This is a genomic window from Marinobacter sp. UBA3607, from assembly GCF_002375525.1.
In the GTDB taxonomy this organism is placed as follows: Bacteria; Pseudomonadota; Gammaproteobacteria; order Pseudomonadales; family Oleiphilaceae; genus Marinobacter; species Marinobacter vinifirmus.
Window position 1 is genome coordinate 112,359 of record NZ_DFLY01000023.1, and the last position, 25,241, is coordinate 137,599.

Below are 25,241 nucleotides of genomic sequence, written 5' to 3' on the forward strand. Positions count from 1 at the left end.
GATGGCGGAGCTCAAGCGTCACATGGACGTGCCGAAGGAGCGTGTTTTGGAAGGCCTTACCCGGTAGCAGCTCTTACTCCAAAGCAAAAAGAACGCGAACACCAAAATACAAAACGAACTCAAACGTAAAAACGGTGAGCACGAACATGACACAGAGGGTATTCATAACCGGCGGGGCCAGTGGCCTGGGCCGGGCGATTGCATTGCGGTACGCCAAAGAAGGCGCGAAAGTCTGCATCGGGGACATTAACCCGGAACAGGGCGTGGCCGTTGAAGCGGAGCTGAACAACGCCGGTGGCGAAGGCTACTTTGTTGAATGTGATGTACGCCGCCTGAGCGACTTCGAGAAAGTCCGCGATGACCTGGTACAGAAATGGGGTGGTGTGGACGTTGTCGTCAACAACGCCGGCGTTGCCTCCGCAGGCTCCATTGAAGACACCACCATGGCAGACTGGGAATGGATCCTCGACATCAACGTACTGGGCGTAGTGCGTGGCTGCAAAGCCTTCACCCCGCTGTTCAAGGAACAAGGCTCCGGCGCGTTTGTGAACGTAGCCTCCATGGCCGGACTCATGCTTGCCCCCTTGATGGACAGCTACAATGTCTCCAAGGCCGGAGTCATTGCTCTGTCTGAAACTCTCAGCCAGGAGCTGCGGGATGCCGGTATTCATGTCAGCTGCGTGTGCCCGGCGTTTTTTCAGACCAATTTGACCAGCACCATGCGTTCGGGCATTCCCGGTATCCAGCAGAACGTCAACAAGCTGATGAAGCGCTCCAGCATTACCGCTGAAGACGTGGCCGAGGATATTTTCCGTAGTGTGAAAGACAAGGATTTCTGGGTGCTGCCCCACGCCAAGGAGCGCCGTATGTGGGTGCTCAAGCGCCATGCGCCCTGGGCGTTTGACTGGCTGATGCACCAGGAAACCAAGCGCTGGATGAGCAAGATGGGTGGCAAGGCGAAAGCCTGAACACATCACAGGAGAAATTGAATGACACAGATCGACCAGGCCGTAGACATCCGCGAAGGCGAGGAGCTGGATGTTGGTGCTGTTGACCGGTTCATGAAGCAGGCCATTCCGGGCCTGGAAGGCCAGCCGAGCATCAAGCAGTACCCGGGCGGTGCGTCCAACCTGACCTATCAGGTGGATTACGGCGACCAGTCCTACGTGCTGCGCCGGCCGCCGTTCGGCAAGATTGCCAAGTCTGCCCACGACATGCTGCGGGAAGCTCGCGTGATGGAGGCCTTGAAGCCGGCGTATCCCTACGTGCCCAATATTGTCGCCATCTGCGACGATCACAGCGTTCTGGGCTGTGACTTCTATGTGATGGAACGGCTCAAGGGCATCATTCTGCGCCAGGATTTCCCCAAGGATTTCGAGCTGAGCGCTGAAGACACCCGCAAGCTGTGCCTGAACGTGATCGACAAGCTGGTAGACCTGCATACCGTGGATGCCAGGGCCGCAGGCCTGGACAAGCTGGGTAAGGGCGCCGGTTACGTGCAGCGGCAGATTGGCGGCTGGAGCGATCGGTTCCGGAAGGCTCGTACGGAAGACGTGGGTGACTTTGAAGAAGTGATGGCCTGGCTCAATAACAAGATGCCGGACGACATTGCCCAGGTGGTGATCCACAACGACTACCGTTTCGACAACGTGGTGCTTAACCCGGACAACCCGTTTGAAGTGATCGGCGTGCTGGACTGGGAAATGGCCACCATCGGCGATCCTCTGATGGATCTGGGCAACAGCCTGGCCTACTGGATTGAAGCGGACGATGAAGGCCCGTTCCAGATGCTTCGGCGCCAGCCCACCCACCGCCCTGGCATGCTGACCCGGAAGGAAGTGGTGGACTACTATATGGAGAAGTCCGGATTTCGTGCCGAAAAGTTCGATTTTTATGAAATCTATGGCCTGTTCCGGTTGGCGGTGATCATCCAACAAATTTATTACCGCTTCTACCACGGCCAGACCAAGGACAAGCGCTTTGCCGCCTTTGGCCATGCCGCCAACTACCTGGAGAAGCGCTGCCAGCGGCTGATCCGCGAGAGCACCCTGTAATGGCCACCATCTATCTGGTACGCCATGGCCAGGCCAGTTTTGGCAAGGAAAACTACGATCAGTTGTCTCCCCGCGGCTGGGAGCAGGGCAAGATCCTGGGCCGCTGGCTGGCGGACAAGGTGGAGCCCGGCGCCATTATTGGTGGCAACCTTCAGCGCCATCGTGAAACCGTGGAAGCCATCGCCACCGGCTATGGCTCGGCCTTGCCGGGGATGCAGGTGCTCGAGGGCCTGAACGAATTCGATCACCTGCAAGTGGTGGAGCGCCTGCGCCCGGAGTGGGCCGATAAACAGGTAATGGCGCGGGACCTGGCCAGCTTTCCCAAACCAGCCAAAGCGTTCCAGCAAGCGTTCGAGAAAGCTGTGGCCCGCTGGGTCAGTGGCGAGTACGACCACGAATACGCCGAAACCTGGATCGGTTTCCGGCAGCGGGTCGGTGCAGCGCTGGATGAGTTGATCGAGCTGGCCGGCGGTGCTGATGTGATCGTGTCCACCTCCGGCGGCCCCATTGCAGTGATTGCCCAGCATCTGCTGGAGCTCTCAGACCGCAAGGCGCTGGAGATGAACAACGTGATCGCCAATACCAGCGTGTCCCGCATCCTGTATTCCGGTCCCCGGCGCAGCCTGGCCGTGTTCAACAACTATAGCCACCTGGAAGCGGAGAACCCTTCCCTGGTGACATACCGATAATTCTTTACCCGAAAACCAAGAGGGAACCCTATGAGCAACCTGAACCTGTTTGATCTGAGCGGCAAAGTCGCCCTGGTAACCGGTGCCAGCCGCGGCATTGGCGAGAGCATTGCCCGCACCCTGGCTCATTACGGCGCCCATGTGATTGTCAGCAGCCGCAAGATTGACGGTTGCGAAGCCGTGGCCAGCAGCATCCGGGAAGACGGCGGCAGCGCTGAAGCCTTCGCTTGCCACATTGGTGAGATGGACCAGATTGAAGCGGTGTGGGAACACATTGCCAAAGAGCACGGCAAGCTGGATATCCTGGTCAACAACGCTGCCGCTAACCCGTACTTTGGGCCGGTGGAAGATACCGATTTAGGTGCCTTCAACAAAACCGTAGACGTGAACATCCGCGGCTACTTCTTCATGTGTGCCCGTGGCGCTCAGATGATGAAGAAGAACGGAGGCGGTTCTATTGTGAACGTGGCGTCGGTTAACGGTGTGAACCCCGGCCACTTCCAGGGCATCTACTCGGTAACCAAGGCGGCGGTGATTTCCATGACCAAGTCCTTCGCCATGGAACTAGGCCAGCAGAATGTGCGGGTGAATGCCCTGCTGCCGGGCCTGACCGACACCAAGTTCGCCAGCGCGCTGACCACCAATGAGGCCATCAAGAAACAGGCCATGGCCCACATCCCGATGAAGCGGGTAGCGGACCCGGACGAAATGGCCGGTACTGTGCTGTACCTGGTGTCCAATGCGTCCAGCTACACCACCGGCGCCTGCATAAACGCGGACGGTGGTTACCTGACCGTTTAACGATTGCATCGTAGCCAAACAAAAAGCCCGGATGACGGAAAATCATCCGGGCTTTTTGCCAGTTCTCCCGACCTTGCAGCCAGATTTCGGTTTGCCGGCCCCGCTCGGCAGACCAGGCCTCAACCAACGCCTGCTGCTGCGAATTCAGTGAACCCAGCCAGCGTTCCAGCCGCTCGCTGGTTCTTCTTCTCGCTTTATATGTCCTGCATCATGTCGCTGATGATCTCCGGCATTATCACCCTGATCAACACAGGAATGTCGGACGGGTTCTTGTCCCGGTGGATCGGCGCCTGGCTGGTGGCCTGGGCGATCGCCTTTCCGTTGGTGATTTTTATTGCGCCGCTGGCGGGCAAGATGGCCGATGCCACCGTTGCGAGGCTATCAGGCCCGAAATAACTTTCGGGCCTATTGAATAGAGGTACTGGTGGAATCTGCCCGGGACACGGCGGTACCGGTAGGCGGCCGGTAGTGCAGGGAGTGCAGAACCCGGTCGAGTACGGCTCGGCCGTTCCAGGCCGGGGAATTATTGACCATACCAACGATTGCCCAGGTGGTGTTGTTTTCATCGCGGGCAAAGCCTGCAATGGAACGTACGTCTGCCAGGGTACCGGTTTTGATGCGCCCTTCACCATCCATTCCCGTGTTGCGTAACCGCCTGGCCATGGTTCCGTCCATGGCAATGATCGGTAGCGAGGCCATCAGGTCAGAGGCATACCGGCTTTCCCAGGCATGCTGCAGAATTCGGGCACCCTGCCGGGCGGTAATGCGGCCATGGCGGGTCAGGCCGGAGCCGTTGTCGATCACCATGCCAGCGGTGTTGATGCCTTTCTGCTCGAGCCAGTCATAAATGGCCCGGATACCGGCTACCCGGTCATCGTTGTCCGAGTCTTGCCGCACTTCTGCGCCAATGGCCAGAAGCATCTGCCGGGCCATTACGTTGCTGCTCCACTTGTTGATGTCCCGCACCATGGTTACCAGGTCGGGCGAGGTGGTTCGCATGACCAGCCGCAGGTCTTCCGGAGTTTGTTCAAAACGGTCGCCGCCGCTCACGATAATACCCATTTCTGACAGTACCGTGCGAATGGTCGAGGCCGCGTAGTGATCGTGGGGTAGCAGTGACATATAGGTAGTGGTGCGGCAACCCTGAGGCAGCTCGCCGGTCACCTGCACGGTCACCCGCTGGTCGTCATGAAACACCGGTTGCCATTTGAAGTCCCGACGGGATGGGCAGGGGCCTTCCGGCACGGCTGTTACCCGGTTGTCGATGGTGACTTCGCCAAGGTTGGGGGTGGTCCAGGCCTGGGTGCCACGCTCGTCTGCCCGTACCTGGAAATGCAGCAGGTTCAGGTTGGTGAGGTAGGCCGAGGGCTCCACCAGGAAAGGCGCGTACGGGTTGTTGCCATTATCTTCAAAATGCGGGAAGCCGCCATCAACCTGAAAGTAACTGCCGTCCAGCACCAGGTCGCCGCTGATGCGGTTTATTCCCATGTCTTTGAGTTCCCTGAGCGTGCCCCACAGCCGCTCCAGGGTCAGCTTCGGGTCGCCGCCGAAGCGCACATAAAGGTTACCTTCCAGGGTATCGCCCACCATCTGGCCGTCGGTCAGAAAATCGGTATTCCAGTGGTGATTGGGGCCAAGCAGTTCCAGGGCGGCGTAGGTGGTTACCAGCTTCATGATGGAGCCGGGGTTCATCAGCTGGTCAGCGTTTACATACTGGTCGATGCCCGGGCCGTTCAGGGGCACGGCGGCAACGCTCAGGCCTTGCTCGTTGTTCAGGGATTTGGAGGCGTAGTCACGGATCTCGGAAGCCCACAGCCCGGAACTGGAGAAGCTTCTGGCCGCATCCTCCTGGCTCTGGGCCAGTGCCGGCGCGCTGAGTGAGAAGGCCGTAGCCGCAGCAATCAACAGACGGCTGGATTTTGAAAATCTCCAGAGTGAGCATGCACTCACCCTTGAACCTTGCAGTCGCATGGCCTGAGTCCCTTGTTAGCTTCTTTTCCTACCATAGCCCATCTTACGGGTTTGTACTATGCAAAAAAGTGATACATGACGTTAAAAAATGACAGTAGCCACGTTGTTTCTATTGAAGTTTTGTTTCAATTTTCCGCTGGGCTTTGTGAATCAGTGAGTTACTGTGACCCCGGGTTTGTGACCCTGCAGCCAATGGTGAGTGCAAAATATGTGGGACAATGCCTGAAATACTCAACAACAAAGGGAAACATCCATGTTTCGAGCCCTCAAGCATCAGGTTAACGTGCTGGAGTCTGTGGCCACATCTTCGTTTTCGGCCTGGCGCGGGTGTCTTGTGGTCAAGGCCGTGCCGCAACCGGAAAAGCCGCTGATTCTCTTTGATATTGAAGCCTGCCCGTTCTGCCGCAAGGTGAGGGAAGCGTTGACTGCCCTGCACCTGGATGCAGAGATTCGCCCGTGCCCGAAAGGCGGCCGGATTTTCCGGGCGGAAGCCGAGGCCGTTGGCGGCAAAAAGCAGTTTCCGTTGCTGGTGGACCAGAACACCGGTGAAACCCTGTATGAGTCAGACGCGATTGTGGAGTATCTGTTCCGTCAGTACGCCAATCGTCCTGTGCCGGGTTATTACAAAGGCAAATCCTGGCAAACCGCCCTTGGCGCGGCTGGCTCTGCCGCCAGTGAGTTGAGGGGCATGCGGGCGAGGCCTGCCAAACGCCCGGCCCAGACGCTGCATTTGTGGAGTTTTGAGGGCAGCCCGTTCTCCCGTTTGGTTCGCGAGCGCCTGTGTGAACTCGAAATTCCCTACACGCTGCATAACCTGGGTAAAGAACACTGGAGCGAAATCGGCCCGGCGGTTCAGCGCATCAAGCCCGGCCCCTACGAGCCCAAGGCTGGCGGCAAGCGTGATGCGTTCTTTCAGGCGCACGGCCGGGTACAGGTGCCGTACCTGGAAGACCCCAACACCGGTGAGAAGCTGTTTGAATCTGCCCGTATTCTGGCCTACCTGGAAAAAGAATACGCCATGTGAGGTGCAGGCTGCCCCGGGTATGGCAATCGTGCCCGGAGCAGGTATCATCGGCGCCGGTAACCTGACAGATGATTCCGGGAGAGTGCGATGTATACGGGCCAGTGTTTGTGTGGCGAGATCAAGTTTGAATACGATGGCCCGCTTGGCCCCATCGCGTTGTGCCATTGCAGCCAGTGTCGCCGAGCCCACGGCAGTGCCTTCTCGGCCAGTGCTCCGGTTCAGAAGGTGCGTTTTCACTTTACCCGGGGCGAGGACAAGGTGACCGAATTCGAGTCTCGTCCAGGCAAGTACCGGGCCTTCTGCAGCTGCTGTGGCAGCCAGTTATACAGCCGGGTAGACGCCATTCCCGGTATTCTGCGTTTGCGCATCGGCGTGCTCGACGAACCGGTCGGCAAGAAAGCGGCCCAGCATGTCTACGTGGGTTCGAAGTCTGACTGGTTCGATATTACCGATGACCTTCCGCAGTTCGAGAAAACCGAAAGAACCAACGACCCGCACTGACCGCCTACTTCGCCGGAACCATTCGGTAGACCTTGCCCCTTGGTGAATCTGTCAGTAACCAGAGGGCACCGTCTGGCCCCATGCGCACATCCCGGATGCGCTCACCCAGCTCGGTCAGTAAATCTTCCTCTTCGGTAACCTTCTCGCCATCAAGGCTCAGGCGCACCAGTTTGCGCATTTTCAGCGCACCAACAAACACATCACCTTGCCACTGGGGAAACAGCTCTCCGGTATAGAACGCCATGCCCGATGGCGCGATGGAAGGATCCCAGTAGTGCAGGGGATCGGTCACGCCCTCCATGGTGGTTCTGCTGGAAATCGGAACGCCGGAGTAATCGATGCCGTAGGTCACCTTCGGCCAGCCGTAATCGTTGCCAGCCCTGATGATGTTGATTTCATCGCCACCCCGGGGGCCGTGTTCGTGGCTCCAGACCTCACCGGTGTCCGGGTGCAGGGTCATGCCCTGAATGTTGCGGTTGCCGTAAGTGAAGAAGGTGTCGTTGATGTCCGAATTGCTGAGGAAGGGATTGTCAGGCGCCGGCTCTCCGGTAATCGTAATCCGGTGCACGCCGCCTGCATCATCCAGAGTGTCCTGGGCCCGCTCCATTTCGCCGCGGTCACCAACAGAAATGTATAGATAGCCATCCTGGCCAAACACCATGCGCCCGGCAAAGTGCCGGGTGGTGTTGCCTCGCGGCGAGGCTTCGAAAATGACCTCCGCATCACTCAACGCCTTGCCGTCAAACCTGGCCCGGGCTACCCGGGTGGTCATGCCCTCACGACTTCTGTGGGCATAGCTGAGAAACAGCATCTGGTTATCTTCAAACTCCGGATGCAGCAATACATCCAGCAGGCCGCCCTGGCCGGCAACTACTAAATCCGGCACACCGGTAACCGGCTCCTTGTGCAGCTCCCCGTCGCGAATCACCCGAAGCCGGCCGGCCCTTTCGGTGGCCAGTTGCGAGCCGTCTGGCAGGAACGCGAGGCTCCAGGGGTGCTCGAGTCCCTCGGCAACGGTTTCCAGCTGAACGCGCCCATTATCGGAATCAAAGGTCTGATCCGCGGTGGCCTGGGTTGCGGCGATAAAGACTCCCAAAGCCAGTGCCAGCGGTTGGTGAAGGAACATAAAAACCTCCTGGTGTGTGCTTCCAGTCGATGCTCTGGCTTTAACCATAGTACCTGGATGCCGTTTCTTCTGAACCTAAGCTCTCTGGGGTTTGTAAAAATAATCTACCAGCTATTTCAAATCATAATGATTCGCATTAATATAATTGTGTCAGGTTTTGACCTTTAATCCTCCCACTCTTGATTCGTTAAACTACGGAGTCGTTTGATGTACCGAAATCCGGAACCCCGTTTTCGCCGCAAGGCCCTGATCACCGCTATTGTGTGCACCAGCTTGTCCGGCATGGCCGCCGCGCAGGAGAACGAACCCACGGCATTGGATGCATTAGACGTGACAGCGCCCCGGAGCCAGGTTACTTCCGAGTCGACGGGCAGTTACATCAGCGGCACAACAACGTCTTCTACCAAAATGGAACTGACCCACCGCGAGACTCCGCAGGCCGTTACCGTGATTACCCGGGAACAAATGGACGACTTTGCCCAGAACGACATCAATGACGTTCTGGAAGGCACCACCGGTGTCACCGTCGAGTCGGTGGAAACAGACCGCACGTACTACACCTCACGCGGTTTCGACATCAACAACTTCCAGTACGACGGCGTTGGCATGCCGGCAGTATACGACAACGTTCAGGGTGAGCTGGACACCGCCTTCTTTGACCGCGTGGAGGTGGTTCGGGGCGCTAACGGTTTGATGGCCGGTTCCGGCAGCCCGGCCGCCACCGTCAACTTTATCCGCAAGCGCCCAACCGCAGACACCAATGCCTCGGTTGCGGTGACTGGTGGTTCCTGGGACAAAAAACGGATTGTCGGTGATGTCTCCGGTGCCGTGTCTGAATCCGGTGCGGTGCGAGGCCGTATGGTTGCCGGTTATGAGGACAAAGGCTCCTACCTTGACCGGTATAACAACGAAAAGCAGATGTTCTACGGGGTGCTGGAAGCAGACCTGACCGATACCACGTTGCTGACTCTTGGCCACGCCATTCAGACGTCTGATACGGACAGCCCGTTGTGGGGTGCGCTGCCTCTGTTCTACTCCGATGGCTCAGCGACAGATTTTGCGCGTTCAACCAGCACGGCTTCCGACTGGTCATACTGGGACAACACCCAGCACAACAGCTTTGTCGAGCTTCAGCAGGAACTGGCTGGCGGCTGGCGGGCCAAGGGAACCGTGTTCCGGCTGGAGAACGAAAGTGAGTCAGAACTGTTTTACCAGTACGGTACGCCGGACCGTGAAACAGGGGAGGGGCTATTTGCCTATCCGAGCCAGTATGACCTGGACGTCGAGCAGTGGGTGGTCGATGCCTACGCAACCGGTCCTTTCCAGTTGAGCAATCGCACTCATGAGCTGGTGTTGGGGGCATCCTGGTCTCGTTCTGAAACAGTCGATGAGTCCCGTTATGGTCAGGGCATCGGGACGGTATTGCCCCCGCTCAACGAATGGGATGGTAACTACCCGAAGCCGTCATTTGATAACGGTGTTCAAGGCTCTGACTGGACCGACCGCGAAACCTCAACCTATGCTGCCGCTCGCTGGACGCTGACTGATCAACTCACAGCAATCACAGGGCTCCGTCTGACCTGGCTGGATAACAAGGGGGAGAGCTACGGTGCAACCAAGGAAAGCAGCTACGATGCGGTAGAAACGCCGTATGCGGGCCTGATCTACGACATCAACGATGATCATTCGGTCTACGCCAGCTATACCGAGATTTTCACTCCGCAGACTGAGGTGGACATCAATCGCGATCGACTGGATCCGATTGACGGGGTCAACTATGAGCTGGGCCTGAAAAGTGAGTTTCAGAACGACCGTGTGAACACCACTATTGCTTTGTTCCAGACTGAGCAGAAGAACGTAGCTGAGGCAGCAGGAGTGTTACCCGGGACCAATGATTCTTACTACACCGCTGTGGATGGGTTGACCAGCCGGGGTGTGGAGGCCGAAATAGTGGGTGATCTCACCGACCGAATCCAGCTTTTCGCCGGTTATACCTATGTGGATATTGAGGGCAAGGATGGTAAAGGGGCCAAGTCCTTCGTGCCGGAGCATCTAGCCCAGTTACGTGCTACCTGGAAGGTGCCTGGGGTCGAAGGGTTCAAGCTTGGTGGCAAGGTACGCTGGCAGTCTGAGACTACCCAGGAACAGGGTGTTGCTACCACCGGCCCGAATGCTGGTGAGACCATCGTCACAGAACAGGGGAGCTATGCGGTGCTGGATCTGATGGCAAGCTATGATTTCGCCCGAGACTGGAATGCAACCCTGAACGTAAACAACGTTACCGAGGAGAAGTACATCGAGAGCCTGAAGAAATTTGGTGCCTCGGCCCAGGGTTTCTACGGTGAGCCGGCCAATGCCAGCCTGACCGTTTCCTGGGTGTATTAACGAGTGTCAGGGCAGCCGGCGGTACTGGCTGCCCTTATTGTTTCAGCCCATACGTTCTTTACGATAGATCCCACACGTCCCGCAATAGCCACCTCCTGGCAGTAAATATTTGAGGCAGCACCCTTTGCGCTGAGGGATGGCGCACCGCTGTTGGCTGAATTCCGCCGGAATCCAGTCAATATAGCGGTTGGCTTCGCATTTGAGCTGCGCCAGCCAGCTACCGGCCTGTTTACACAACTCCTCTGGATTAACCTGGTTCCACACCACCGAATAGGGCGCCCCCAACGCCAGCCCGACACTGCTCCAATAGGCCCCCGGGCTGACACCAAAATGCTGTCGGAACACACCGTACCAATCTTGCATCTGCCCACTCAGAGACTGTAAGAACGCCTCAGGCTCCAAGCGCTCCTGTGCACTGGCTGCATATTGCCAGCGGGACTGGCCCTCTGGTCCAGATGGTTCCCGGCACAGAAAAACCCGCTTGGGATTCAGGGCGACACTGCTGCCATCCCGGAACAGCCGGATCACCAGTGGTCCGATAATCTGAAGTGCCAGACTCTGATGCAGGACAGAAAGCCGCGCCTTGCGAAGCCGCGGATGATCGGCATCCGGATAATCCTCGCGGACCTGTAGTTGCAGAAGGTCTGGATTTGCCAGTAGCTGGGCAAGGGAAAACAACGCGGGTTGTTTGCGGTTGGCGGGTGTCAATGCGTTGCTCAGTAGCGCATTGCCATCAAGGCCGTGGCGGGCCAGCAGTTGGTGATAATCCGCCAGCCACTGCGTCGCTTTCTCAAGCACGACCATGACGGCTCAACCCCCAAAGGAAGTACAAACCGCCGACCAGGGCTGCCAGCAGCCCGGCGGGTAGCTGATTGGGATACACCAGAACCCGGGCCAGATAGTCTGCCAAGGAGAGCAGTAGCCCGCCGGCCAGGGCCGCGGCCAGCATTTGCCGGCCCACGGTCTGCTGTCCCAGTACCCGGGCCAGGTGCGGGGCGATCAACCCGACGAAGCTTAATGGACCGATGACCACAGTCGACGCTGCTGTAAGCACGGCAGCCAGCACCAATAGCAGAAGCCGTGCCCGCGGTACCCTCAGGCCGAGGGACGAAGCCGATGTTTCACCCAGCGGCAACAGCGTAAGCGGTCGCAGGGCAAGCAACAGCAAGGCACCGAGGCTGACCACCAGTGCCAGTAAACCGAAGGCTTCGGATTCGGAGATCAGCCAGGTTGAACCGTACATCCAGTTCAGCAGGCGAGAGGCAACGGTGCCGCCAGAGGCCATTACCAGCCTCAGGCCGGCATCCATGAATACGTACAGCGCCAGGCCGCCAAGCAACAGTTGATTGCCTGCGAAGTGGTGCTTGCGGGCCAGCAGCAGTAACAGCCCCAGGGCGCCGGCGGCACCCACCGTGGCGGCGGCCAGTTGGCCAAGACGGCCAATCTCGAGTCCGGTCAGAACCAGAACTACCATCACTAACGCTGCTCCGCCGCTGATGCCCAGCAGTTCCGGGCTGCCCATGGGGTTGCCGGTCATCCGCTGGATCAGGGTGCCAGCCATACCCAGCGCCATGCCGGCGAGGATGGCGGCCATTAATCTCGGGCCTCGCCATACCCACGCGTCTGTCCACTGTGCCACGGGCGTCCAGTTCCAGCCTTCAAGGCCCGGAGACCAGCCCATGGAGAGAATGATGGTCAGGGCCAGTAACGAGCACAGGGCTGCGGCGACCATTGCGGGATGTCGGCGGCGGGGCAGAAAGCCCGCCGGGCTGCTGTCCTGACCGGGCATATGATGGGTGTTGCGGAAGCCTTGCAGGGCCAGAAGAATGATTGGCCCACCAATGAGTGCGGTGGTCGTACCGGTGGGGACAAGAGACCCGCCATCCCAGGTGGTGGCCCATTGCGCGAGAGTATCAGCCAGCAACAGCAGGCCTCCGCCGGCCAGAGTGCTCCAAAGCAACCGTTCAGTCAGGCTTCTGGCTCCCAGCAGTCGCGCCAGTACCGGTGCAGCCAGCCCCACAAAGGCCACTACGCCCACCCGGCTGACCACCAGTGAGCTCATGATCACCACCAGAAACAGTGCAACAGCACGAAGCAGGGACACCTTCGCCCCCAGTGAGTTTGCCGATGCCTGGCCGAGCTGAAGCAGCTGTAGCGGGCGCATCAGGGCCACCATCGCAGCGGCAATAACCAATACCCGGGGGAGCAGATCAAAGAAGGGGCCCCAGTTGTTCTGTACCAGGGATCCAGCGCCCCAGATAAACAGGTTGCCGAGCCATTCACCTTTCAGTAGCAGGAATGCCATGTTGATGGCACCGAGAAAAAAGGTAACTACCAGCCCGGCCAGAATCACGGTGACCGGCGAGAAGCCGAGCCGCCAGGTCAGCAAGATGACCAGGCCGATGGCAAGCAAGCCGCCGGTCACTGCGGCAAGGTCAGGGCTGAAGGCCAGCAAGCCCGGCGCAAACAGGGTGGCAACCGTGACACCAAACTGGCCCCCGGCTTCCACTCCCAAGGTGGTGGGTGAAGCCAGTGGGTTGCCTAGTACCTGCTGGGTAACGGCTCCCGCCAGACCCAGCGCGCAGCCAATCAGTATCGCGATGGAGACCCTCGGTGCCCAGCTGAAGTGGGCCAAAACGGAGGCGTAGTTATTGCCATCAAACGTCCAGAACGCCGATATAAGTTGTGGAAGCTGTAGCTGATCGAGCCAGGGCAAGGCGCTGGTGGCCAGTGCGGCCAGCCAGAGTAGAGCGACTGCAACGGGCAGCCTGGCGGGAATTTCTGGGCGATTGGAAACGCGCAGGGTAGACTCAACGGACATTGTCGCTGCCCCCTTCCATCAGAGCGTTCGTCAGGGCAACGGCCAGGCGTTTCACCGGGTATACGCCACCGAAAGGCCAGGCAGCAGGAATCCGGTAGATCTCCTCGTCTCGCACTGGTGGCAGGTAGGTCCAGAACGGGCTGTTGGCCAGACTGTCGGCCAGCCCTGGCACCAGAGGTTCTATTACCACGATGCGGCTGTTGCTGGCATCCGCCACAGATTCCAGGCCAATGGCCGAAAAACCCCAATAGTTGCCAGGATCTGACCAAGCATTGGTAAGCCCAAGGCTTTCCACGGCTGTCTGGAACAGACCGTTGGGGGCATAGATGCGTACATGGCGGTCATCCAGAAAGTTCACCAGAGCAACCGGTTTGTCGGTGATGCCGGCTTGTTCCAGTCGCTTCCGCTGTTGGTTCAGGGTCTGTTCGATATCGGCCAGTACCGCCTCTGCGCGATCTTTTCGGCCGGTGATTTCGCCCAGGGTTGTCAGCATTTCCCGGGCCTTGTCGTACGGTCGAGCGCCTTTTTTGTACACGCTGATGACGTAGGTGGGCGCAATTCGTTCCAACAGTTCGGCCGCCGGAGCCATTTCGGTGCTGGTGACGATCAGATCGGGTTTCAGCTCTGCAATCGCCTCGAGGCTGGGAGCGACCCGTGTGCCGACATTGGCAACACCCTCAGGCAGTTCCGGCTCCTGAACCCAGGTGGCGTAGCCGGCCTTATCGGCCACGCCAACGGGGGAGATGCCCAGCAATAGCAGGGATTCGGTGGCGGCCCAGTTCAGCGCGACAATGCGCTCAGGGGGGGCGTCGAGGGTTAGCGTGCCGCCTTCGTGTTGCCAGGTCTGGGCCATTCCTGCAATTGGCAATAACAGGAGCAGAGCGCCAAGCATGATAGCTTTTGGGTTAATGGACATAGGAAACCCATTGCCCCGGTGCCCGCTCCATCACGCCCATGGGGACGCTGTAGATGGACTCCAGAATCTGGCTGTCCATGATCTCCGCCGGCGTGCCATCGGCCACCACCTGGCCCGCTTTCAGGGCTACCAACCGGTCGCAGAAGCGGGAGGCCAGATCGACATCGTGCAGTACCACAATCACGGTCAGTTCTCGCTGGCTGGCAAGTCGCTGCACAAGGCGCAACGTTTCCACCTGATGCTTCACATCCAGGGCGGAGATGGGTTCATCCAGCAGCAGGCAGCGTGTTTGCTGGGCCAGCAACATGGCAATCCAGGCGCGTTGGCGCTCACCGCCGGAGAGGGTGTCTACAGAGCGGTGTTGAAAAGGTTTTAGATCGGTATCGGCGATAGCCTGGTCAATCAGTGAGTGATCCTTCTCGCTGTATCGGCCAAGCGGGCCGCGCCAGGGGTAACGGCCCAGTGCGACCAGCTCCCTTACCGTCAGGCCATCGGTGCCGGGCGGGTGCTGGGGCAGGTAGCCGACAATCCGTGCAAAGGCGCGGGCGCCGAGGCTTTTCGCGGTTTTACCCTCAAGCCTGACTTCACCGGCACAGGCTGGAATCTGCCTGGCCAGTGATTTCAACAACGTGGATTTGCCTGAGCCGTTGTGGCCAAGCAGGGCGGTTACCTGGCCTTCGTTAAAGGCCAGGCTAATGTTTTGAAGGATAGCCGTGCTGCCAATGTGGACGGCGAGTTCGCGGACTTCGAAAAACGCGGACATTCAGATTCCCCTGTTTCTTTGGCTGGCAGGATAATCTAAATGCGAATACCTATCAATATTATCTCTGTGGCGGTGTGGCCTACTTACGCCTGCCCGGTTTGCACGCGCCATTGTGCAGCGTAGGCGCCGTTATTGTGGATCAGGCTGTTGTGGTCGCCTTCCTCGACAATCCGGCCATTCTCAACCACGGCGATGGTATCGGCATCCACAATGGTAGACAGCCGGTGGGCAATCATGATCACCGTGCGATTATGGCCGATGCGCCTGAGCGAGCGCTGGATGGCGGCTTCGGTTTCGTTATCCACGGCACTGGTTGCTTCGTCCAGCACCAGGATGGGTGGATTCTTCAGCAGCGCCCGGGCCAGAGACAGCCTTTGACGCTGGCCGCCGGACAGGCGAATGCCCCGTTCACCTACTGGTGTGTCCAGGCCTTCCGGTAGCGCCTCAATGAAGGACCAGGCTTCGGCAGTGCGAGCAGCTTCAATGATCTCTTCTTCGGCGGCATCCGGTTTGCCATAGGCGAGGTTGTCGCGGATGCTGCCCTCAAACAGGTAGACATCCTGACTGACCAGGCCAATGGCATCGCGCAGAGACTTCAGGCTCACTTCACGAATGGGTTGGCCATCAATCCGGATGTCTCCGTGGGAGGAGTCGTAGAACCGCAATAATAGCTTGATCAATGTGGACTTGCCGGAGCCGGTGGCGCCTACCAATGCCAGGGTATTGCCTGCAGGAACGTTCAGGGTAATGTCCTGTATGCCGGCGCCGCTGCCGGCGTAACGGAAGCTCACCTGATTGAATGAGACCTTTCCACGTACAGGTTGTTCGAGTGTCTTGCCGGCTTCATCCCGAACGTTTACCGGTTCGGCGAGCAGATCAAGAATCCGACGGGTACTGGCCATGGCCCGTTCAAACAGGTCGATCACTTCCGCCAGGCCGGTCAGGGGCCAGAGCAGGCGTTGGGTGAGGAACACCAGAACCCCGTAAGCGCCAACGTTCAGGCTGCCTTCCAGCGCCATCATGCCGCCAACCGTGAAGGTAGCCAGGAAACCGGCCAGAATGGCCATGCGAATCACCGGAATAAACGCCGAACTGATGCGAATGGCGCGGCGGTTCGCATCAACATAGGCTTCGCTCGCGTCCTTCAGGCGTTTTGCTTCGCGCTGTTCGGCGGTGAAGCTCTTGATCGTGGCGATGCCACCCAGATTGTTGGCCAGGCGGCTGGACAGGTCGCCTACTTTCTCCCTTACGTCTGCGTACAGCGGACCGGCTTTGCGCTGGAAATAGAAGGCGCCCCAGATAATCAGGGGAATCGGTGTGAACGCCAGCAGGGCGATCAGTGGCGACAGCACAAAGAACACGGCACCCACAGCTACTACGGTAACCGCTACCTGGATCATGGCATTGGCGCCGCCATCCAGGAAGCGTTCCAGCTGGTTCACATCGTCGTTCATGGTGGCGACCAGTTGCCCGGAGCTGGTGGCTTCAAAGAAGCTCATGTCCAGGCGCTGGGCGTGTTCGTAGGCGTCTTGCCGGAGGTCGGACTGCAGGCGTTGGGCCAGGTTGCGCCAGAGGATCTGGAACAAGTATTCGAAGATGGATTCGCCGGCCCAGATGAAGAAGGTGAGCACCGCCAGGATGGTGATCTGCTCCTGTGCGGTCTCAAAGCCCAGGCCGGCAACGAAGCTTTCCTCCTGGTTCACCACGACGTCAATGGCAACACCAATGAGAATCTCCGGAGCAATGTCGAAGAGCTTGTTGATGATCGAACAGGTAGTGGCTGCAATGATCTGCCGGCGATAGCCCCGGGCGTATCGAAGCAGTCGGCCAAGGGCGGCGACGCTGCTGGTGTGAGGGCTGTTTGACGACATATTCCGCTTCCTTCTTGCTGTGGCTGGGCTTGCCAAAGGCAGGAAGGGTAGCGGATTCTCCGTTATTTTAAAATAGAATCATTATCACTTGCGGGTGTTGCGTTGCAGCCACCGGTCCAGCTGGTCGGCGAACTCCTTTCGGTCGGCCTGGCCCAAGGGTGCGGGGCCGCCGGTGACTTGTCCGGCACTCCGCATTTCTTCCATGAAGTTACGCATGGCCAGGCGCTGGCGGATATTCTCTTTGGTAAAGGCCTGTCCCCGGGGGTTGAACACGTCGGCGCCTTTTTCGATGGCTTCAGCGGCCAGGGGAATGTCCTGGGTGATCACCAGGTCGCCTTTGCTCATCTGGTCCATGATTTCGTTATCGGCGACATCAAATCCCTGGGGTACCTGGCGGCGGCTGATGTAGGGGCTTGGCGGCAGGGTGATGGCGTGGTTGGCGATGAAGGTGGTCTGGATTTGCCAGCGGGTAGCGGCGCGGCAGATGATTTCCTTGATCGGCACGGGGCAGGCGTCGGCGTCGACCCAGATTGGCATTTAACTTTCCTTCGGTAACTTGGTGTATTGTCAGTTTAACCGTTCAGTGCGGGTGCGGGTTAGTTTTGGCCCGCTGATTCCTGGTGGTGGTATAATTCGATACTCATTCAATTAACAGGAAATGATAATGTCTCAACTTCCTCCATGCCCCCAGTGCAGCTCTGAATACACCTATGAGGACGGCGTTCAGCTGGTTTGCCCCGAATGTGGCCATGAGTGGACCGAAGCGGAACAGGCGGAGGCCGCAGCTGGCAAGGTGGTTCGCGATTCCAACGGCAACGAGCTTCAGGACGGTGATACGGTAACAGTGATCAAGGACCTGAAGGTGAAGGGTTCCAGCCTGGTGGTGAAAGTCGGCACCAAGGTGAAGAATATCCGGCTGGTAGATGGCGACCATGATATCGACTGCAAAGTGGATGGCGTGGGTGCTATGAAGCTTAAGTCAGAGTTTGTCAAAAAGGCCTGACCGCTTTGATGGCCATTGCCGCAACCACCCTGGCTTTGGGGGTTACCTGTTGGCTGTTGCGGCAAGGCCTGCCATATGAGCGGTGGGATGATTGAGTCTCAGCCCTGGCTGAAGGCCCGCACTTGTTGATCAAGCTCTTTGGCCAGGCCGGGGTCGAGGTTCAGGGCCGCGGCCAGTTGGTCCAGCCACGCTCTTTCCATGGCGTTCTGATCATCAATCATAACGGCGCTGACCACATAGATTTCCCGGCTTGCCTGGGGGGAATCCGCGTTTTTGGCAAGCGTCTGGGCGTCCAGCGGGGCATCAAACTGTTGCTGAATCCAGTTGTGTAATTCGTCGTCTGGCCCCAGTTTTTCGATTTCCTGAGTGAGCAGTGCGCGTTCGTTGGCATCTACGTGGCCATCAGCCCGGGCAGCCATGATCATGGCCTGCAGTATCTCAAGGCCACGCTTTTCCTGCTCGGCACCTTGCAGTTGTTCAAGAGGCCGGCCCTGCTGGGCTGGCGCTTGCTGAGGGACGCCCTGTGCGTTGCTCTGGTAATTCTGGTAGGCCTTCCACGCCAGCGCGCCTACACCTGCCAGAGCGCCATATTTCAGCGCCGTGCCGCCCATCTTCCTGCCGCGTTTGGAACCCAGCATCAAGCCCAGAGCACCGCCGCCCAGCAGACTCTTGACATCAATCCCGCTGCCGCCATTCCCGCCAGAGACCTGGTTGCCAAGGCTGCCCATCAGGCTGTTTATATCCATTCCACCGCTGCTTCGGGATTGGCCACCTTGAGCCTGGCCCATGATCTGATTCAGTACCGACATGACGTTCATTGTTCAGCTCCTTCGAGGGGCGTTGCCCGTGTTTGCTCATTGAGTTTAGCCACAACAAACCACAACCAACATGAATCCGGGATGAACGTATTGTCAGGCGCCTGCCCGTAAAGTTCCTTTGATCATTTCCGAACCATCGTCTAAATATTAAACAGGGTGTCCGTTAGCACCCGGAGAAATCCCGCAGCGCGTAACCCGCGCCAACAACAAGACGAACCACCCCACCGCTGCCGTTGCCCGCCACAAGCAGGCTTTAGTGCAGCCAGGCTTTTATCGCGAAGCCGGGGGACAGGAGGATGGGATGAAAGAAGTCCACGAGTTTCATGTGGATAGCACCCGCTATCTGGATGATCACGGCAAGCCCCTGAGTGAGCTGCCGCGCCAGGCCGGGAACACCGACAGGGTTCTGGCCGCCTACCGCAACATGGTGCTGACCCGCACCTTCGATTCCAAAGCCATTGCCCTGCAACGTACCGGAAAATGCGGTACCTATCCCTCTGTGCTGGGGCACGAAGTGGTGGGCACGGCCATTGGTCAGGGTATGGCGAAGTCCGATGTGTTTGTGCCTTACTACCGGGACCAGGCTGCGCATATTCTGAGGGGCGTCAGCCTCAGGGAGTTGCTGCTGTACTGGGGCGGCGACGAGCGCGGCAGCGCCTGGCAGAATTGCCCGGAAGACCTGCCAATCTCTGTACCCATTGCCACCCAGTGTTGCCATGCTGTAGGTGTGGCCTCGGCCATGAAAATTCGCGACCAGCAGCGGGCGGTGGTGTGCTGCATTGGCGATGGCGGTACCTCCAAGGGTGACTTTCTGGAAAGTATCAACCTGGCCGGTGCCTGGCACCTGCCAGTGGTGTTTATGGTGATCAACAACCAGTGGGCCATTTCCACCCCCCGCAGCCTGCAAAGCGGCGCCGAAACCATCGCCCAGAAAGCCATCAGTGCAGGATTGCCGGGCCACATTGTGGATGGCAACGACTACTTCGCGACGGTTGAAGCACTGGACGCTGCTCTGGAGCGAGCCCATGGCGGCAAGGGCGCAACCGTGATTGAAGCGGTGACCTACCGGCTGGGCGACCACACCACCGCAGATGATGCCACCCGCTACCGCACCGCCGAAGATCTCAAGCGAGCCTGGGAAAAGGATGGCATCAAGCGCCTGCAGAACTGGCTTCATGACAGCGGACACTGGAGCCCGGATAAGGAAAAAGCCTTGCAGGCGGACTGCAAGCAAGCAGTAGAAAAGGCCGTGGAGGAATACCTGGCCACCGAGGCCGAGCCACCCACCGCTATGCTGGATTATCTGTTTGAAACTCTCCCCGCGGCGCTGCAACCCCAGCGTGAGCTGATTGCCAACAAATACCGGGGAGGTGCAGCATGAGTGCGGCAGAGCGTTCAAACGAAACCCGTGACGTGACCCTGGTGGAAGCGGTCAACATGGCCCTGCACCGGGCCATGGAGGACGACGAAAACGTGGTGGTGCTGGGCGAAGACATCGCCACCAATGGCGGCGTGTTCCGCGCCACGGTGGGCCTGAAAGAAGCCTTCGGGTTCAAGCGGGTGATGGACACACCGCTGGCGGAAAACCTGATTGCGGGCACCGCCATCGGTATGGCTACCCAGGGCCTGAGGCCGGTGGCAGAGTTCCAGTTCATGGGCTTTATCTACGCCGGTATGGAGCAGATTGTCAGCCACGCTGCGCGCATGCGTAACCGCACCCGGGGCCGGCTACATTGCCCGCTGGTGTTCCGGGCCCCGTTCGGTGGCGGTATCCATGCGCCGGAACATCACTCCGAAAGCACCGAAGCCTTGTTTGCCCATATCCCTGGCCTGCGGGTGGTGATTCCCAGTTCGCCACAACGGGCCTATGGCCTGCTGCTGGCGGCCATCCGCAATCCGGACCCGGTGATTTTTCTGGAGCCCAAACGTATCTACCGGGCAGTGACCCAGAACGTGGAGGACAACGGAGAGGCGCTGCCGCTGGATACCTGCTTCACCCTGCGAGAAGGCGATGACGTGACCCTGATCACCTGGGGTGCCTGCGTGATGGAAACCCTGCAAGCGGCCGATAAACTGGCAGAGCAGGGCGTGAGTTGCGAGGTGATCGATGTAGCCACCGTCAGCCCGCTGGACCGGGAAACCCTGCTGTGCTCTGTCGCCAAAACCGGTCGGGCGGTGATTATCCATGAAGCCTGCCGAAATGGCGGAGTGGGTGCGGAGGTAGCCGCTTCCATTGCCGAAGCGGCTTTTCTGGACCTGCAGGCGCCGGTGGTGCGGGTAACCGGCTACGACACTGTGATGCCTTACTACCGGAACGAGCAGTATTACCTGCCCCAGGTGGAAGACATTGTAACTGCCGTTGAACAGGTGATCGCGCTCTAGGAGGCCAACCATGAAAAACTTCAAACTCCCGGATCTGGGCGAAGGCCTGCCGGAAGCTGAAATTGTTGAATGGCACATCAAGGTGGGCGATGCCGTAGAGGCGGACCAGGTACTGGTCAGCGTGGAAACCGCCAAAGCCATCGTGGAAGTGCCGTCGCCGCAGGCCGGCACCATCGCCAAACTCTACGGCGAACCCGGCGACATCATCCACACCGGCGAACCCCTGCTGGCCTTTGAAGGGGCGGGTGACGACACCGGTACGGTGGTGGGTGAGCTGAAATCCTCCGGCAAAGGGGATGGGCAGGGCGCGCAGAAAGACCAGTTCATCGTCGGCGCTGCTGCCTCCAGCAAACGAGCCCGCGCCAACCGGGCTACTCCCGGGGTGCGGGCGCTGGCGGAGCGACTGGGTGTCAGCTTGGAAACCATCAAAGGCAGCGGCCCCGGCGGCCTGATCACTACAGACGACGTACACAAACAGGCCAGCCACCAGAAACAACTGGGCGATGCGGAGCCTTTGCGCGGCACCCGCCGCACCATGGCGAAGAACATGGTGTTGTCTCACGCCCAGGTAGTGCCAGTCTCTATTTTTGAGGATGTGGATATCGGCGACTGGAAAAAGGGCGCCGATACCACCATGCGCTTGGTGCAGGCCATCGGGAAAGCCTGCGATGCGGTGCCGGAGCTGAACTGCTGGTTCGATGGTGACAACCTGAGCCGCCAGTTACTGAGCGAGGTACACGTAGGCATCGCCGTGGATACGCCCGACGGTTTGTTTGTGCCGGTGCTGAGAGACATTACCCACCGTAACCTCAAAGACCTGCGCAAAGGGCTGGAGAACCTGCGGGAAGCGGTGGCCACCCGCAAGATTCCGCCGAAGGAGATGCAGGGAGCCACCATCACCCTGTCCAATTTCGGCACCATGACCGGCCAGTATGCCAACCCCATTGTCAGCCCGCCCCAGGTGGCTATCGTGGGCGCCGGGCGTATTCGGGAGAAGGTGGTGCCATATGATGGCGCTGCGACCATTCGTCGCATTCTGCCCCTGTCCCTGACCTTCGACCACCGGGCTGCCACTGGCGGCGAAGCCTCGCGGTTTCTGGGCGCGCTGGTCGATGCGTTGCAGAAAACAGGCTGAACGGGCGGGCCGGTGGTCGCCGGCCTGCTGTTCCGGCCACTTGCCAACCGGCGCGTTGGCGACAACACTAAGGGCCGTCAAATGCCTGAAACCATCACCGTGCGAGACACCATGAACCGATTCAATAAACTGACCTCCGCGCTGCTGTTGGCCTGTGCCACCCTGGCAACACCGGTACTGGCGGCTGATCATGGTAACCATCATGGGCACAGCAAGGTCCAGATCGACAACCCCTGGAGCCGGCCAACACCGCCGGGCACGCCCATGGGAGTGGGTTACCTGGCCATTACCAATAACGGCGAGCAGGACATCACCCTGGTTGCGGCACAAAGCCCGAGAGCCGGCCATGTCTCCATCCACGAAACCTCCGTGCACGAAGGCGTAATGCGTATGCAGCCGGTGAAGGGTGGGTTGGCCATTCCGGCTGGCGAAACCGTGCAGCTGAAACCCCGCAGTTATCACCTGATGCTGGAGCAGTTACCCCAGCCCCTGGTTGAAGGCGAGAAAATTCCGGTGCAGCTGGACTTCGACGGTGCGGACGACATGGATATTGAGCTGGTGGTCCAGCCGCTGGATGGCATGCCTATGGACCACTCGAAGATGGAACATTCCAAAATGAAACACTGAGGCGGTCTGAGGGTGTTCTGATCCGGAAGCGCTTAACGCTTCACGCAGGCAAAGATCGCGTTTCCGGATTCTCCATCCCAGGGCACAATGCGTTCGTAGTCGTGTTCGAAGATGTGTACCTCGAACCACGGCTTCAACAGCGCTTCGAACTCGCCGAAGCTGAGTGCCACCATCGGGTGCTCATCCTGCCAGGACTCGCAAACACCGTTGGTATTGCGGTCAATACTCAGCCGCAGTGATTGCCGCTCACCAGGGCCGGCGTAGTGCCAGCCGGAACGGAAGCTGAACTCGCTGCCATCATGCTGCGCTGTGTGGCTGACATACAGGTTGTTATTGATGCGGGTTTTGTCCACCGCATTGAAGCAGAACAGCCCGTTTTCCGACAACGCCTGGTGGGCACTGCGGATGCAGCCTTTGAGTTTCTCGATGCCATCGCTTACCGAACAACTGATGCAGGCGTCGGATACCCCGGCTTTGCGCCCGGTAGTCGATATCTGCACACATCAGGTCATAGTACCCGGACAAGTCCGTGTATAAGGCATTGGTGGACACTGGAATGCCTCTGCAGGATTAACTGGATCACCTCTGGCGATCAGCAGCTGCAGGGCAGGCAAGGCGCAGCGGGCGGGCGTTTCGAGGGTGGGGTATGGTACCGAATTTGCCCGTTAGCCGGTAGCACTTCCAGAAGCGGTTTCCGACTTATATTGACGGGTGGCATAAAGTCATTGTGGTCACTCTCCTTCGCTATTACGGCATCGCCTTGCACCTCGGGGCGTTGCGGCGGTTCTGAATTGAATGCAGAATGCCGTAACGGTTTAATCTGCTATTCAACAGCCCCGAGAGTGGAGTTCAGCTATGTCGCCAAAGGATATTGTGGCGCAGTTTATTTCAGACATTCACGCCCAGCGTTTTGACGAGGCCAAGACCCTGTTGGCGGAGGATGACTTTGAATATGTGGGGCCCAACATGCGCTTCCTCAGCCGGGACGACATGCTCGCTTATCAGTTCGGTATGGCCGCGATCCAGAAAGACCTGGTGCTGCGGCAGCTAAGCGCAGACGGCGAGCACGTATTTGCGATCCTGGACTACCGGACGCATTTCGAACCCATCGGAGATGTGCGGCTTGCGGTGTGGTTTCGAGTTCGTGATGACAAAATCCATACCATGGAAACTTTCTATAACGCCGCAGTTGTAGAGAATATGTTGGGGGGTAACCTGCCAACGGCAGGCTGAACAAGGCAGGATTCCCCTGTTCAGCCTTAGCAGACTGCCTTCAGGCACACTCCCTGAAGGCAGGTTCTGATTACTGCCTTGCGCGCTTGCGGGCAGCGCCTAGGCCAAGCAGGCCCAGACCCAGAAGTGCCATGGTGCCGGGCTCCGGCACGGGCAATTCGGTGACGTTGAGGCGAGCTAGCAGATTCACGGACGTAATGGCGTTCTCTGCAGTCAGGAAGGTTTCCAGGTCGCCTTCAAAACCTAGAAGATCCAGGCTATAGAGGTTGTTACCCAGCTGGAAATCCGTGCTGGTTACGTAGTCATCGAGAATCCAGATTTGGTCGTCTACGTCGCCGATGTTTTCGACCACATCACTCCAGTAGCCTGCCCAGCAAACGAAGAACCAGGCTGTACAGGTAAAGGTTTCCCCCGTTACTACCGGCGCTGTGTTGGGCGTTTCGTCGTGGGCAAAGACGAACGTGCCCGATGAGCCGCCATTATCACCAAACCCGTCAAAGCCAAGATTGACCGCCAGGTCCACCCCGGTAATGCCATCACCGGTCACCGGCTTGTTGATGTGCGTCAGGCTGCCCAGCACAAATGCGTCGCTGTCCAGGATAGTCTGAGGGAGCGGAGACGTTCCATCGAAGTTATAGCCACTCTGGCCGTAACCAGAGCTGTACCCCCAGCGAATCTGGCTGGTGCCTTCACCGTTGACGTTGGAACCGCCAACGGCATTTTCAAAGCTTCCGGATACAGAGGTCAGGTTAACGGGAAACGCAAACGCAACGCTGGCGGTCAGTGCGGTTGCAGTTGCGACTAAGGCTTTTGCTAACATTTTCATTATTCGTTCCTTCGTTTTGAGTGAGTCCGCCCTTGTTTAGCAAGTTGGGTGCCATTTCTTTAGGTTATTGATTTGTGGCTGGTTTTATGAGGCCCTGAAAATATGTGTCAATTAACCTGACATTTGCGTTGTTCTTAGCCTGTTCCAGCGCTGCTTATCGCTGCTGGGAGCGGTAATGTGTCCACATTATTTACAGTATTTCGGTCGCGCCTGGACTGTAGTGATCTCTCGTTGCCTTACAGTAATGCTCCCGGCATGAAGAAACCGGCAAGCCGTGCTATCAATTGAGAGGGAT

The 25,241-nt window shown here is 58.6% G+C and carries 24 protein-coding genes and 2 pseudogenes; 14 read left to right on the top strand and 12 right to left on the bottom strand.

From position 1 onward, the window contains the following. Nucleotides 1–146 precede the first annotated feature (146 nt). The 4 genes from B2589_RS08550 to B2589_RS08565 are packed head-to-tail and all read left to right on the top strand — an operon-like array spanning nt 147 to nt 3,544. Nucleotides 147–968, top strand: coding sequence for an SDR family oxidoreductase (locus B2589_RS08550; protein ID WP_286816263.1), 822 nt, complete (start codon nt 147–149; stop codon nt 966–968). A gap of 21 nt (nt 969–989) precedes the next feature. Beyond that, nucleotides 990–2,054 (top strand): phosphotransferase family protein, encoded by a 1,065-nt coding sequence (locus tag B2589_RS08555; RefSeq protein WP_286816264.1) that lies wholly within the window; start codon nt 990–992, stop codon nt 2,052–2,054. Next, on the top strand, nt 2,054–2,743 hold the full coding sequence (locus tag B2589_RS08560; RefSeq protein ID WP_286816265.1) for a histidine phosphatase family protein: 690 nt from the start codon (nt 2,054–2,056) through the stop codon (nt 2,741–2,743). Before B2589_RS08555 ends, B2589_RS08560 begins: the two co-directional genes overlap by 1 nt. 30 nt (nt 2,744–2,773) lie before the next feature. After that, entirely contained in the window at nt 2,774–3,544 is a 771-nt protein-coding gene (locus tag B2589_RS08565; RefSeq protein WP_022988613.1) for an SDR family oxidoreductase, read from the top strand. A gap of 109 nt (nt 3,545–3,653) precedes the next feature. Here B2589_RS08565 and B2589_RS14320 read toward each other — a convergent pair. Continuing rightward, a pseudogene (locus B2589_RS14320) lies at nt 3,654–3,713 on the bottom strand (hypothetical protein); the annotation flags it as partial. Between B2589_RS14320 and B2589_RS08570 the strand changes: the two are divergent. Next, on the top strand, nt 3,692–3,940 hold the full coding sequence (locus B2589_RS08570) for a DUF2798 domain-containing protein (protein WP_286816267.1): 249 nt from the start codon (nt 3,692–3,694) through the stop codon (nt 3,938–3,940). The pseudogene B2589_RS14320 and the gene B2589_RS08570 overlap by 22 nt on opposite strands. Before the next feature lie 9 nt (nt 3,941–3,949). On the opposite strand, the gene dacB is transcribed toward B2589_RS08570, so the two are convergent. Next, on the bottom strand, nt 3,950–5,515 hold the full coding sequence (dacB, locus tag B2589_RS08575; RefSeq protein WP_286816268.1) for a D-alanyl-D-alanine carboxypeptidase/D-alanyl-D-alanine endopeptidase: 1,566 nt from the start codon (nt 5,513–5,515) through the stop codon (nt 3,950–3,952). A gap of 253 nt (nt 5,516–5,768) precedes the next feature. Between dacB and B2589_RS08580 the strand changes: the two genes are divergently transcribed. Both B2589_RS08580 and B2589_RS08585 read left to right on the top strand, forming a co-directional pair. Then, complete coding sequence (locus B2589_RS08580; protein WP_286816269.1) at nt 5,769–6,539, top strand: glutathione S-transferase N-terminal domain-containing protein; 771 nt, start codon at nt 5,769–5,771, stop codon at nt 6,537–6,539. Nucleotides 6,540–6,626: 87 nt separating this feature from the next. Further along, entirely contained in the window at nt 6,627–7,040 is a 414-nt protein-coding gene (locus B2589_RS08585; protein WP_022988618.1) for a GFA family protein, read from the top strand. Nucleotides 7,041–7,044: 4 nt separating this feature from the next. Here B2589_RS08585 and B2589_RS08590 read toward each other — a convergent pair whose 3' ends face one another. Beyond that, nucleotides 7,045–8,166 carry a PQQ-dependent sugar dehydrogenase gene (locus tag B2589_RS08590; protein WP_286816271.1) on the bottom strand — a complete coding sequence of 374 codons (1,122 nt, stop codon included), beginning with the start codon at nt 8,164–8,166 and terminating at the stop codon, nt 7,045–7,047. Between the two features lie 207 nt (nt 8,167–8,373). On the opposite strand from B2589_RS08590, the gene B2589_RS08595 reads away from it, so the two are divergent. Further along, nucleotides 8,374–10,551 (top strand): TonB-dependent siderophore receptor, encoded by a 2,178-nt coding sequence (locus B2589_RS08595; RefSeq protein WP_286816272.1) that lies wholly within the window; start codon nt 8,374–8,376, stop codon nt 10,549–10,551. A 42-nt stretch (nt 10,552–10,593) separates the two neighbouring features. On the opposite strand, the gene B2589_RS08600 is transcribed toward B2589_RS08595, so the two are convergent. From B2589_RS08600 to B2589_RS08625, 6 genes are all read right to left on the bottom strand, one after another. After that, nucleotides 10,594–11,355 carry a (2Fe-2S)-binding protein gene (locus B2589_RS08600; protein WP_286816273.1) on the bottom strand — a complete coding sequence of 254 codons (762 nt, stop codon included), beginning with the start codon at nt 11,353–11,355 and terminating at the stop codon, nt 10,594–10,596. After that, the gene (fhuB, locus tag B2589_RS08605) at nt 11,342–13,372 is read right to left on the bottom strand and encodes a Fe(3+)-hydroxamate ABC transporter permease FhuB (protein ID WP_286816275.1); all 2,031 of its coding nucleotides are present in this window, start codon (nt 13,370–13,372) and stop codon (nt 11,342–11,344) included. Before fhuB ends, B2589_RS08600 begins: the two co-directional genes overlap by 14 nt. Beyond that, a complete protein-coding gene (locus tag B2589_RS08610; protein ID WP_286816276.1) occupies nt 13,362–14,288 on the bottom strand; it encodes an iron-siderophore ABC transporter substrate-binding protein in 927 nt (308 codons plus the stop codon). Before B2589_RS08610 ends, fhuB begins: the two co-directional genes overlap by 11 nt. Next, nucleotides 14,278–15,051: an ABC transporter ATP-binding protein gene (locus tag B2589_RS08615; protein WP_286816277.1), complete on the bottom strand. Its 774-nt coding sequence runs from the start codon at nt 15,049–15,051 to the stop codon at nt 14,278–14,280. Before B2589_RS08615 ends, B2589_RS08610 begins: the two co-directional genes overlap by 11 nt. A gap of 83 nt (nt 15,052–15,134) precedes the next feature. Continuing rightward, on the bottom strand, nt 15,135–16,922 hold the full coding sequence (locus B2589_RS08620; protein WP_286816278.1) for an ABC transporter ATP-binding protein: 1,788 nt from the start codon (nt 16,920–16,922) through the stop codon (nt 15,135–15,137). Between the two features lie 84 nt (nt 16,923–17,006). After that, nucleotides 17,007–17,459, bottom strand: coding sequence for a YaiI/YqxD family protein (locus B2589_RS08625; protein ID WP_286816279.1), 453 nt, complete (start codon nt 17,457–17,459; stop codon nt 17,007–17,009). A gap of 127 nt (nt 17,460–17,586) precedes the next feature. On the opposite strand from B2589_RS08625, the gene B2589_RS08630 reads away from it, so the two are divergent. Then, entirely contained in the window at nt 17,587–17,925 is a 339-nt protein-coding gene (locus B2589_RS08630) for a zinc ribbon domain-containing protein YjdM (protein ID WP_022988622.1), read from the top strand. Between the two features lie 98 nt (nt 17,926–18,023). On the opposite strand, the gene B2589_RS08635 is transcribed toward B2589_RS08630, so the two are convergent. Then, on the bottom strand, nt 18,024–18,743 hold the full coding sequence (locus B2589_RS08635; RefSeq protein WP_286816280.1) for a tellurite resistance TerB family protein: 720 nt from the start codon (nt 18,741–18,743) through the stop codon (nt 18,024–18,026). Between the two features lie 301 nt (nt 18,744–19,044). Between B2589_RS08635 and pdhA the strand changes: the two genes are divergently transcribed. The 4 genes from pdhA (at nt 19,045) to B2589_RS08655 (ending at nt 22,887) form a co-directional block, all read left to right on the top strand. Further along, nucleotides 19,045–20,124, top strand: a complete 1,080-nt coding sequence (gene pdhA / locus B2589_RS08640; protein ID WP_286816282.1) for a pyruvate dehydrogenase (acetyl-transferring) E1 component subunit alpha — start codon at nt 19,045–19,047, stop codon at nt 20,122–20,124. Then, the gene (locus tag B2589_RS08645; protein ID WP_286816283.1) at nt 20,121–21,125 is read left to right on the top strand and encodes an alpha-ketoacid dehydrogenase subunit beta; all 1,005 of its coding nucleotides are present in this window, start codon (nt 20,121–20,123) and stop codon (nt 21,123–21,125) included. The genes pdhA and B2589_RS08645 overlap by 4 nt, the downstream gene beginning before the upstream one ends. A gap of 10 nt (nt 21,126–21,135) precedes the next feature. After that, complete coding sequence (locus B2589_RS08650) at nt 21,136–22,260, top strand: dihydrolipoamide acetyltransferase family protein (RefSeq protein ID WP_286816284.1); 1,125 nt, start codon at nt 21,136–21,138, stop codon at nt 22,258–22,260. Nucleotides 22,261–22,341: 81 nt separating this feature from the next. Beyond that, nucleotides 22,342–22,887, top strand: a complete 546-nt coding sequence (locus B2589_RS08655) for a copper chaperone PCu(A)C (protein WP_286816285.1) — start codon at nt 22,342–22,344, stop codon at nt 22,885–22,887. A 32-nt stretch (nt 22,888–22,919) separates the two neighbouring features. On the opposite strand, the pseudogene B2589_RS08660 reads toward B2589_RS08655, so the two are convergent. Then, nucleotides 22,920–23,439: pseudogene (locus B2589_RS08660) on the bottom strand (hypothetical protein). A 303-nt stretch (nt 23,440–23,742) separates the two neighbouring features. On the opposite strand from B2589_RS08660, the gene B2589_RS08665 reads away from it, so the two are divergent. After that, nucleotides 23,743–24,120: a nuclear transport factor 2 family protein gene (locus B2589_RS08665; RefSeq protein ID WP_022988629.1), complete on the top strand. Its 378-nt coding sequence runs from the start codon at nt 23,743–23,745 to the stop codon at nt 24,118–24,120. Nucleotides 24,121–24,190: 70 nt separating this feature from the next. Here B2589_RS08665 and B2589_RS08670 read toward each other — a convergent pair whose 3' ends face one another. Then, entirely contained in the window at nt 24,191–24,946 is a 756-nt protein-coding gene (locus tag B2589_RS08670; RefSeq protein ID WP_286816286.1) for a THxN family PEP-CTERM protein, read from the bottom strand. Between the last annotated feature and the right edge of the window lie 295 nt (nt 24,947–25,241).

What these genes read in the sequence shown, in the direction of transcription:
- B2589_RS08610 (WP_286816276.1), bottom strand. Translation starts at nt 14,288, where the DNA reads ATGTCCATTAACCCAAAAGCTATCATGCTTGGCGCTCTGCTCCTGTTA.
- B2589_RS08560 (WP_286816265.1), top strand. Translation starts at nt 2,054, where the DNA reads ATGGCCACCATCTATCTGGTACGCCATGGCCAGGCCAGTTTTGGCAAG.
- B2589_RS08670 (WP_286816286.1), bottom strand. Translation starts at nt 24,946, where the DNA reads ATGAAAATGTTAGCAAAAGCCTTAGTCGCAACTGCAACCGCACTGACC.
- B2589_RS08595 (WP_286816272.1), top strand. Translation starts at nt 8,374, where the DNA reads ATGTACCGAAATCCGGAACCCCGTTTTCGCCGCAAGGCCCTGATCACC.
- B2589_RS08630 (WP_022988622.1), top strand. Translation starts at nt 17,587, where the DNA reads ATGTCTCAACTTCCTCCATGCCCCCAGTGCAGCTCTGAATACACCTAT.
- B2589_RS08650 (WP_286816284.1), top strand. Translation starts at nt 21,136, where the DNA reads ATGAAAAACTTCAAACTCCCGGATCTGGGCGAAGGCCTGCCGGAAGCT.
- fhuB (WP_286816275.1), bottom strand. Translation starts at nt 13,372, where the DNA reads ATGTCCGTTGAGTCTACCCTGCGCGTTTCCAATCGCCCAGAAATTCCC.
- B2589_RS08555 (WP_286816264.1), top strand. Translation starts at nt 990, where the DNA reads ATGACACAGATCGACCAGGCCGTAGACATCCGCGAAGGCGAGGAGCTG.
- B2589_RS08585 (WP_022988618.1), top strand. Translation starts at nt 6,627, where the DNA reads ATGTATACGGGCCAGTGTTTGTGTGGCGAGATCAAGTTTGAATACGAT.
- B2589_RS08625 (WP_286816279.1), bottom strand. Translation starts at nt 17,459, where the DNA reads ATGCCAATCTGGGTCGACGCCGACGCCTGCCCCGTGCCGATCAAGGAA.
- B2589_RS08635 (WP_286816280.1), bottom strand. Translation starts at nt 18,743, where the DNA reads ATGAACGTCATGTCGGTACTGAATCAGATCATGGGCCAGGCTCAAGGT.
- B2589_RS08645 (WP_286816283.1), top strand. Translation starts at nt 20,121, where the DNA reads ATGAGTGCGGCAGAGCGTTCAAACGAAACCCGTGACGTGACCCTGGTG.
- B2589_RS08665 (WP_022988629.1), top strand. Translation starts at nt 23,743, where the DNA reads ATGTCGCCAAAGGATATTGTGGCGCAGTTTATTTCAGACATTCACGCC.
- B2589_RS08565 (WP_022988613.1), top strand. Translation starts at nt 2,774, where the DNA reads ATGAGCAACCTGAACCTGTTTGATCTGAGCGGCAAAGTCGCCCTGGTA.
- B2589_RS08580 (WP_286816269.1), top strand. Translation starts at nt 5,769, where the DNA reads ATGTTTCGAGCCCTCAAGCATCAGGTTAACGTGCTGGAGTCTGTGGCC.
- B2589_RS08615 (WP_286816277.1), bottom strand. Translation starts at nt 15,051, where the DNA reads ATGTCCGCGTTTTTCGAAGTCCGCGAACTCGCCGTCCACATTGGCAGC.
- B2589_RS08550 (WP_286816263.1), top strand. Translation starts at nt 147, where the DNA reads ATGACACAGAGGGTATTCATAACCGGCGGGGCCAGTGGCCTGGGCCGG.
- B2589_RS08600 (WP_286816273.1), bottom strand. Translation starts at nt 11,355, where the DNA reads ATGGTCGTGCTTGAGAAAGCGACGCAGTGGCTGGCGGATTATCACCAA.
- B2589_RS08620 (WP_286816278.1), bottom strand. Translation starts at nt 16,922, where the DNA reads ATGTCGTCAAACAGCCCTCACACCAGCAGCGTCGCCGCCCTTGGCCGA.
- B2589_RS08655 (WP_286816285.1), top strand. Translation starts at nt 22,342, where the DNA reads ATGCCTGAAACCATCACCGTGCGAGACACCATGAACCGATTCAATAAA.
- pdhA (WP_286816282.1), top strand. Translation starts at nt 19,045, where the DNA reads ATGAAAGAAGTCCACGAGTTTCATGTGGATAGCACCCGCTATCTGGAT.
- B2589_RS08590 (WP_286816271.1), bottom strand. Translation starts at nt 8,166, where the DNA reads ATGTTCCTTCACCAACCGCTGGCACTGGCTTTGGGAGTCTTTATCGCC.
- dacB (WP_286816268.1), bottom strand. Translation starts at nt 5,515, where the DNA reads ATGCGACTGCAAGGTTCAAGGGTGAGTGCATGCTCACTCTGGAGATTT.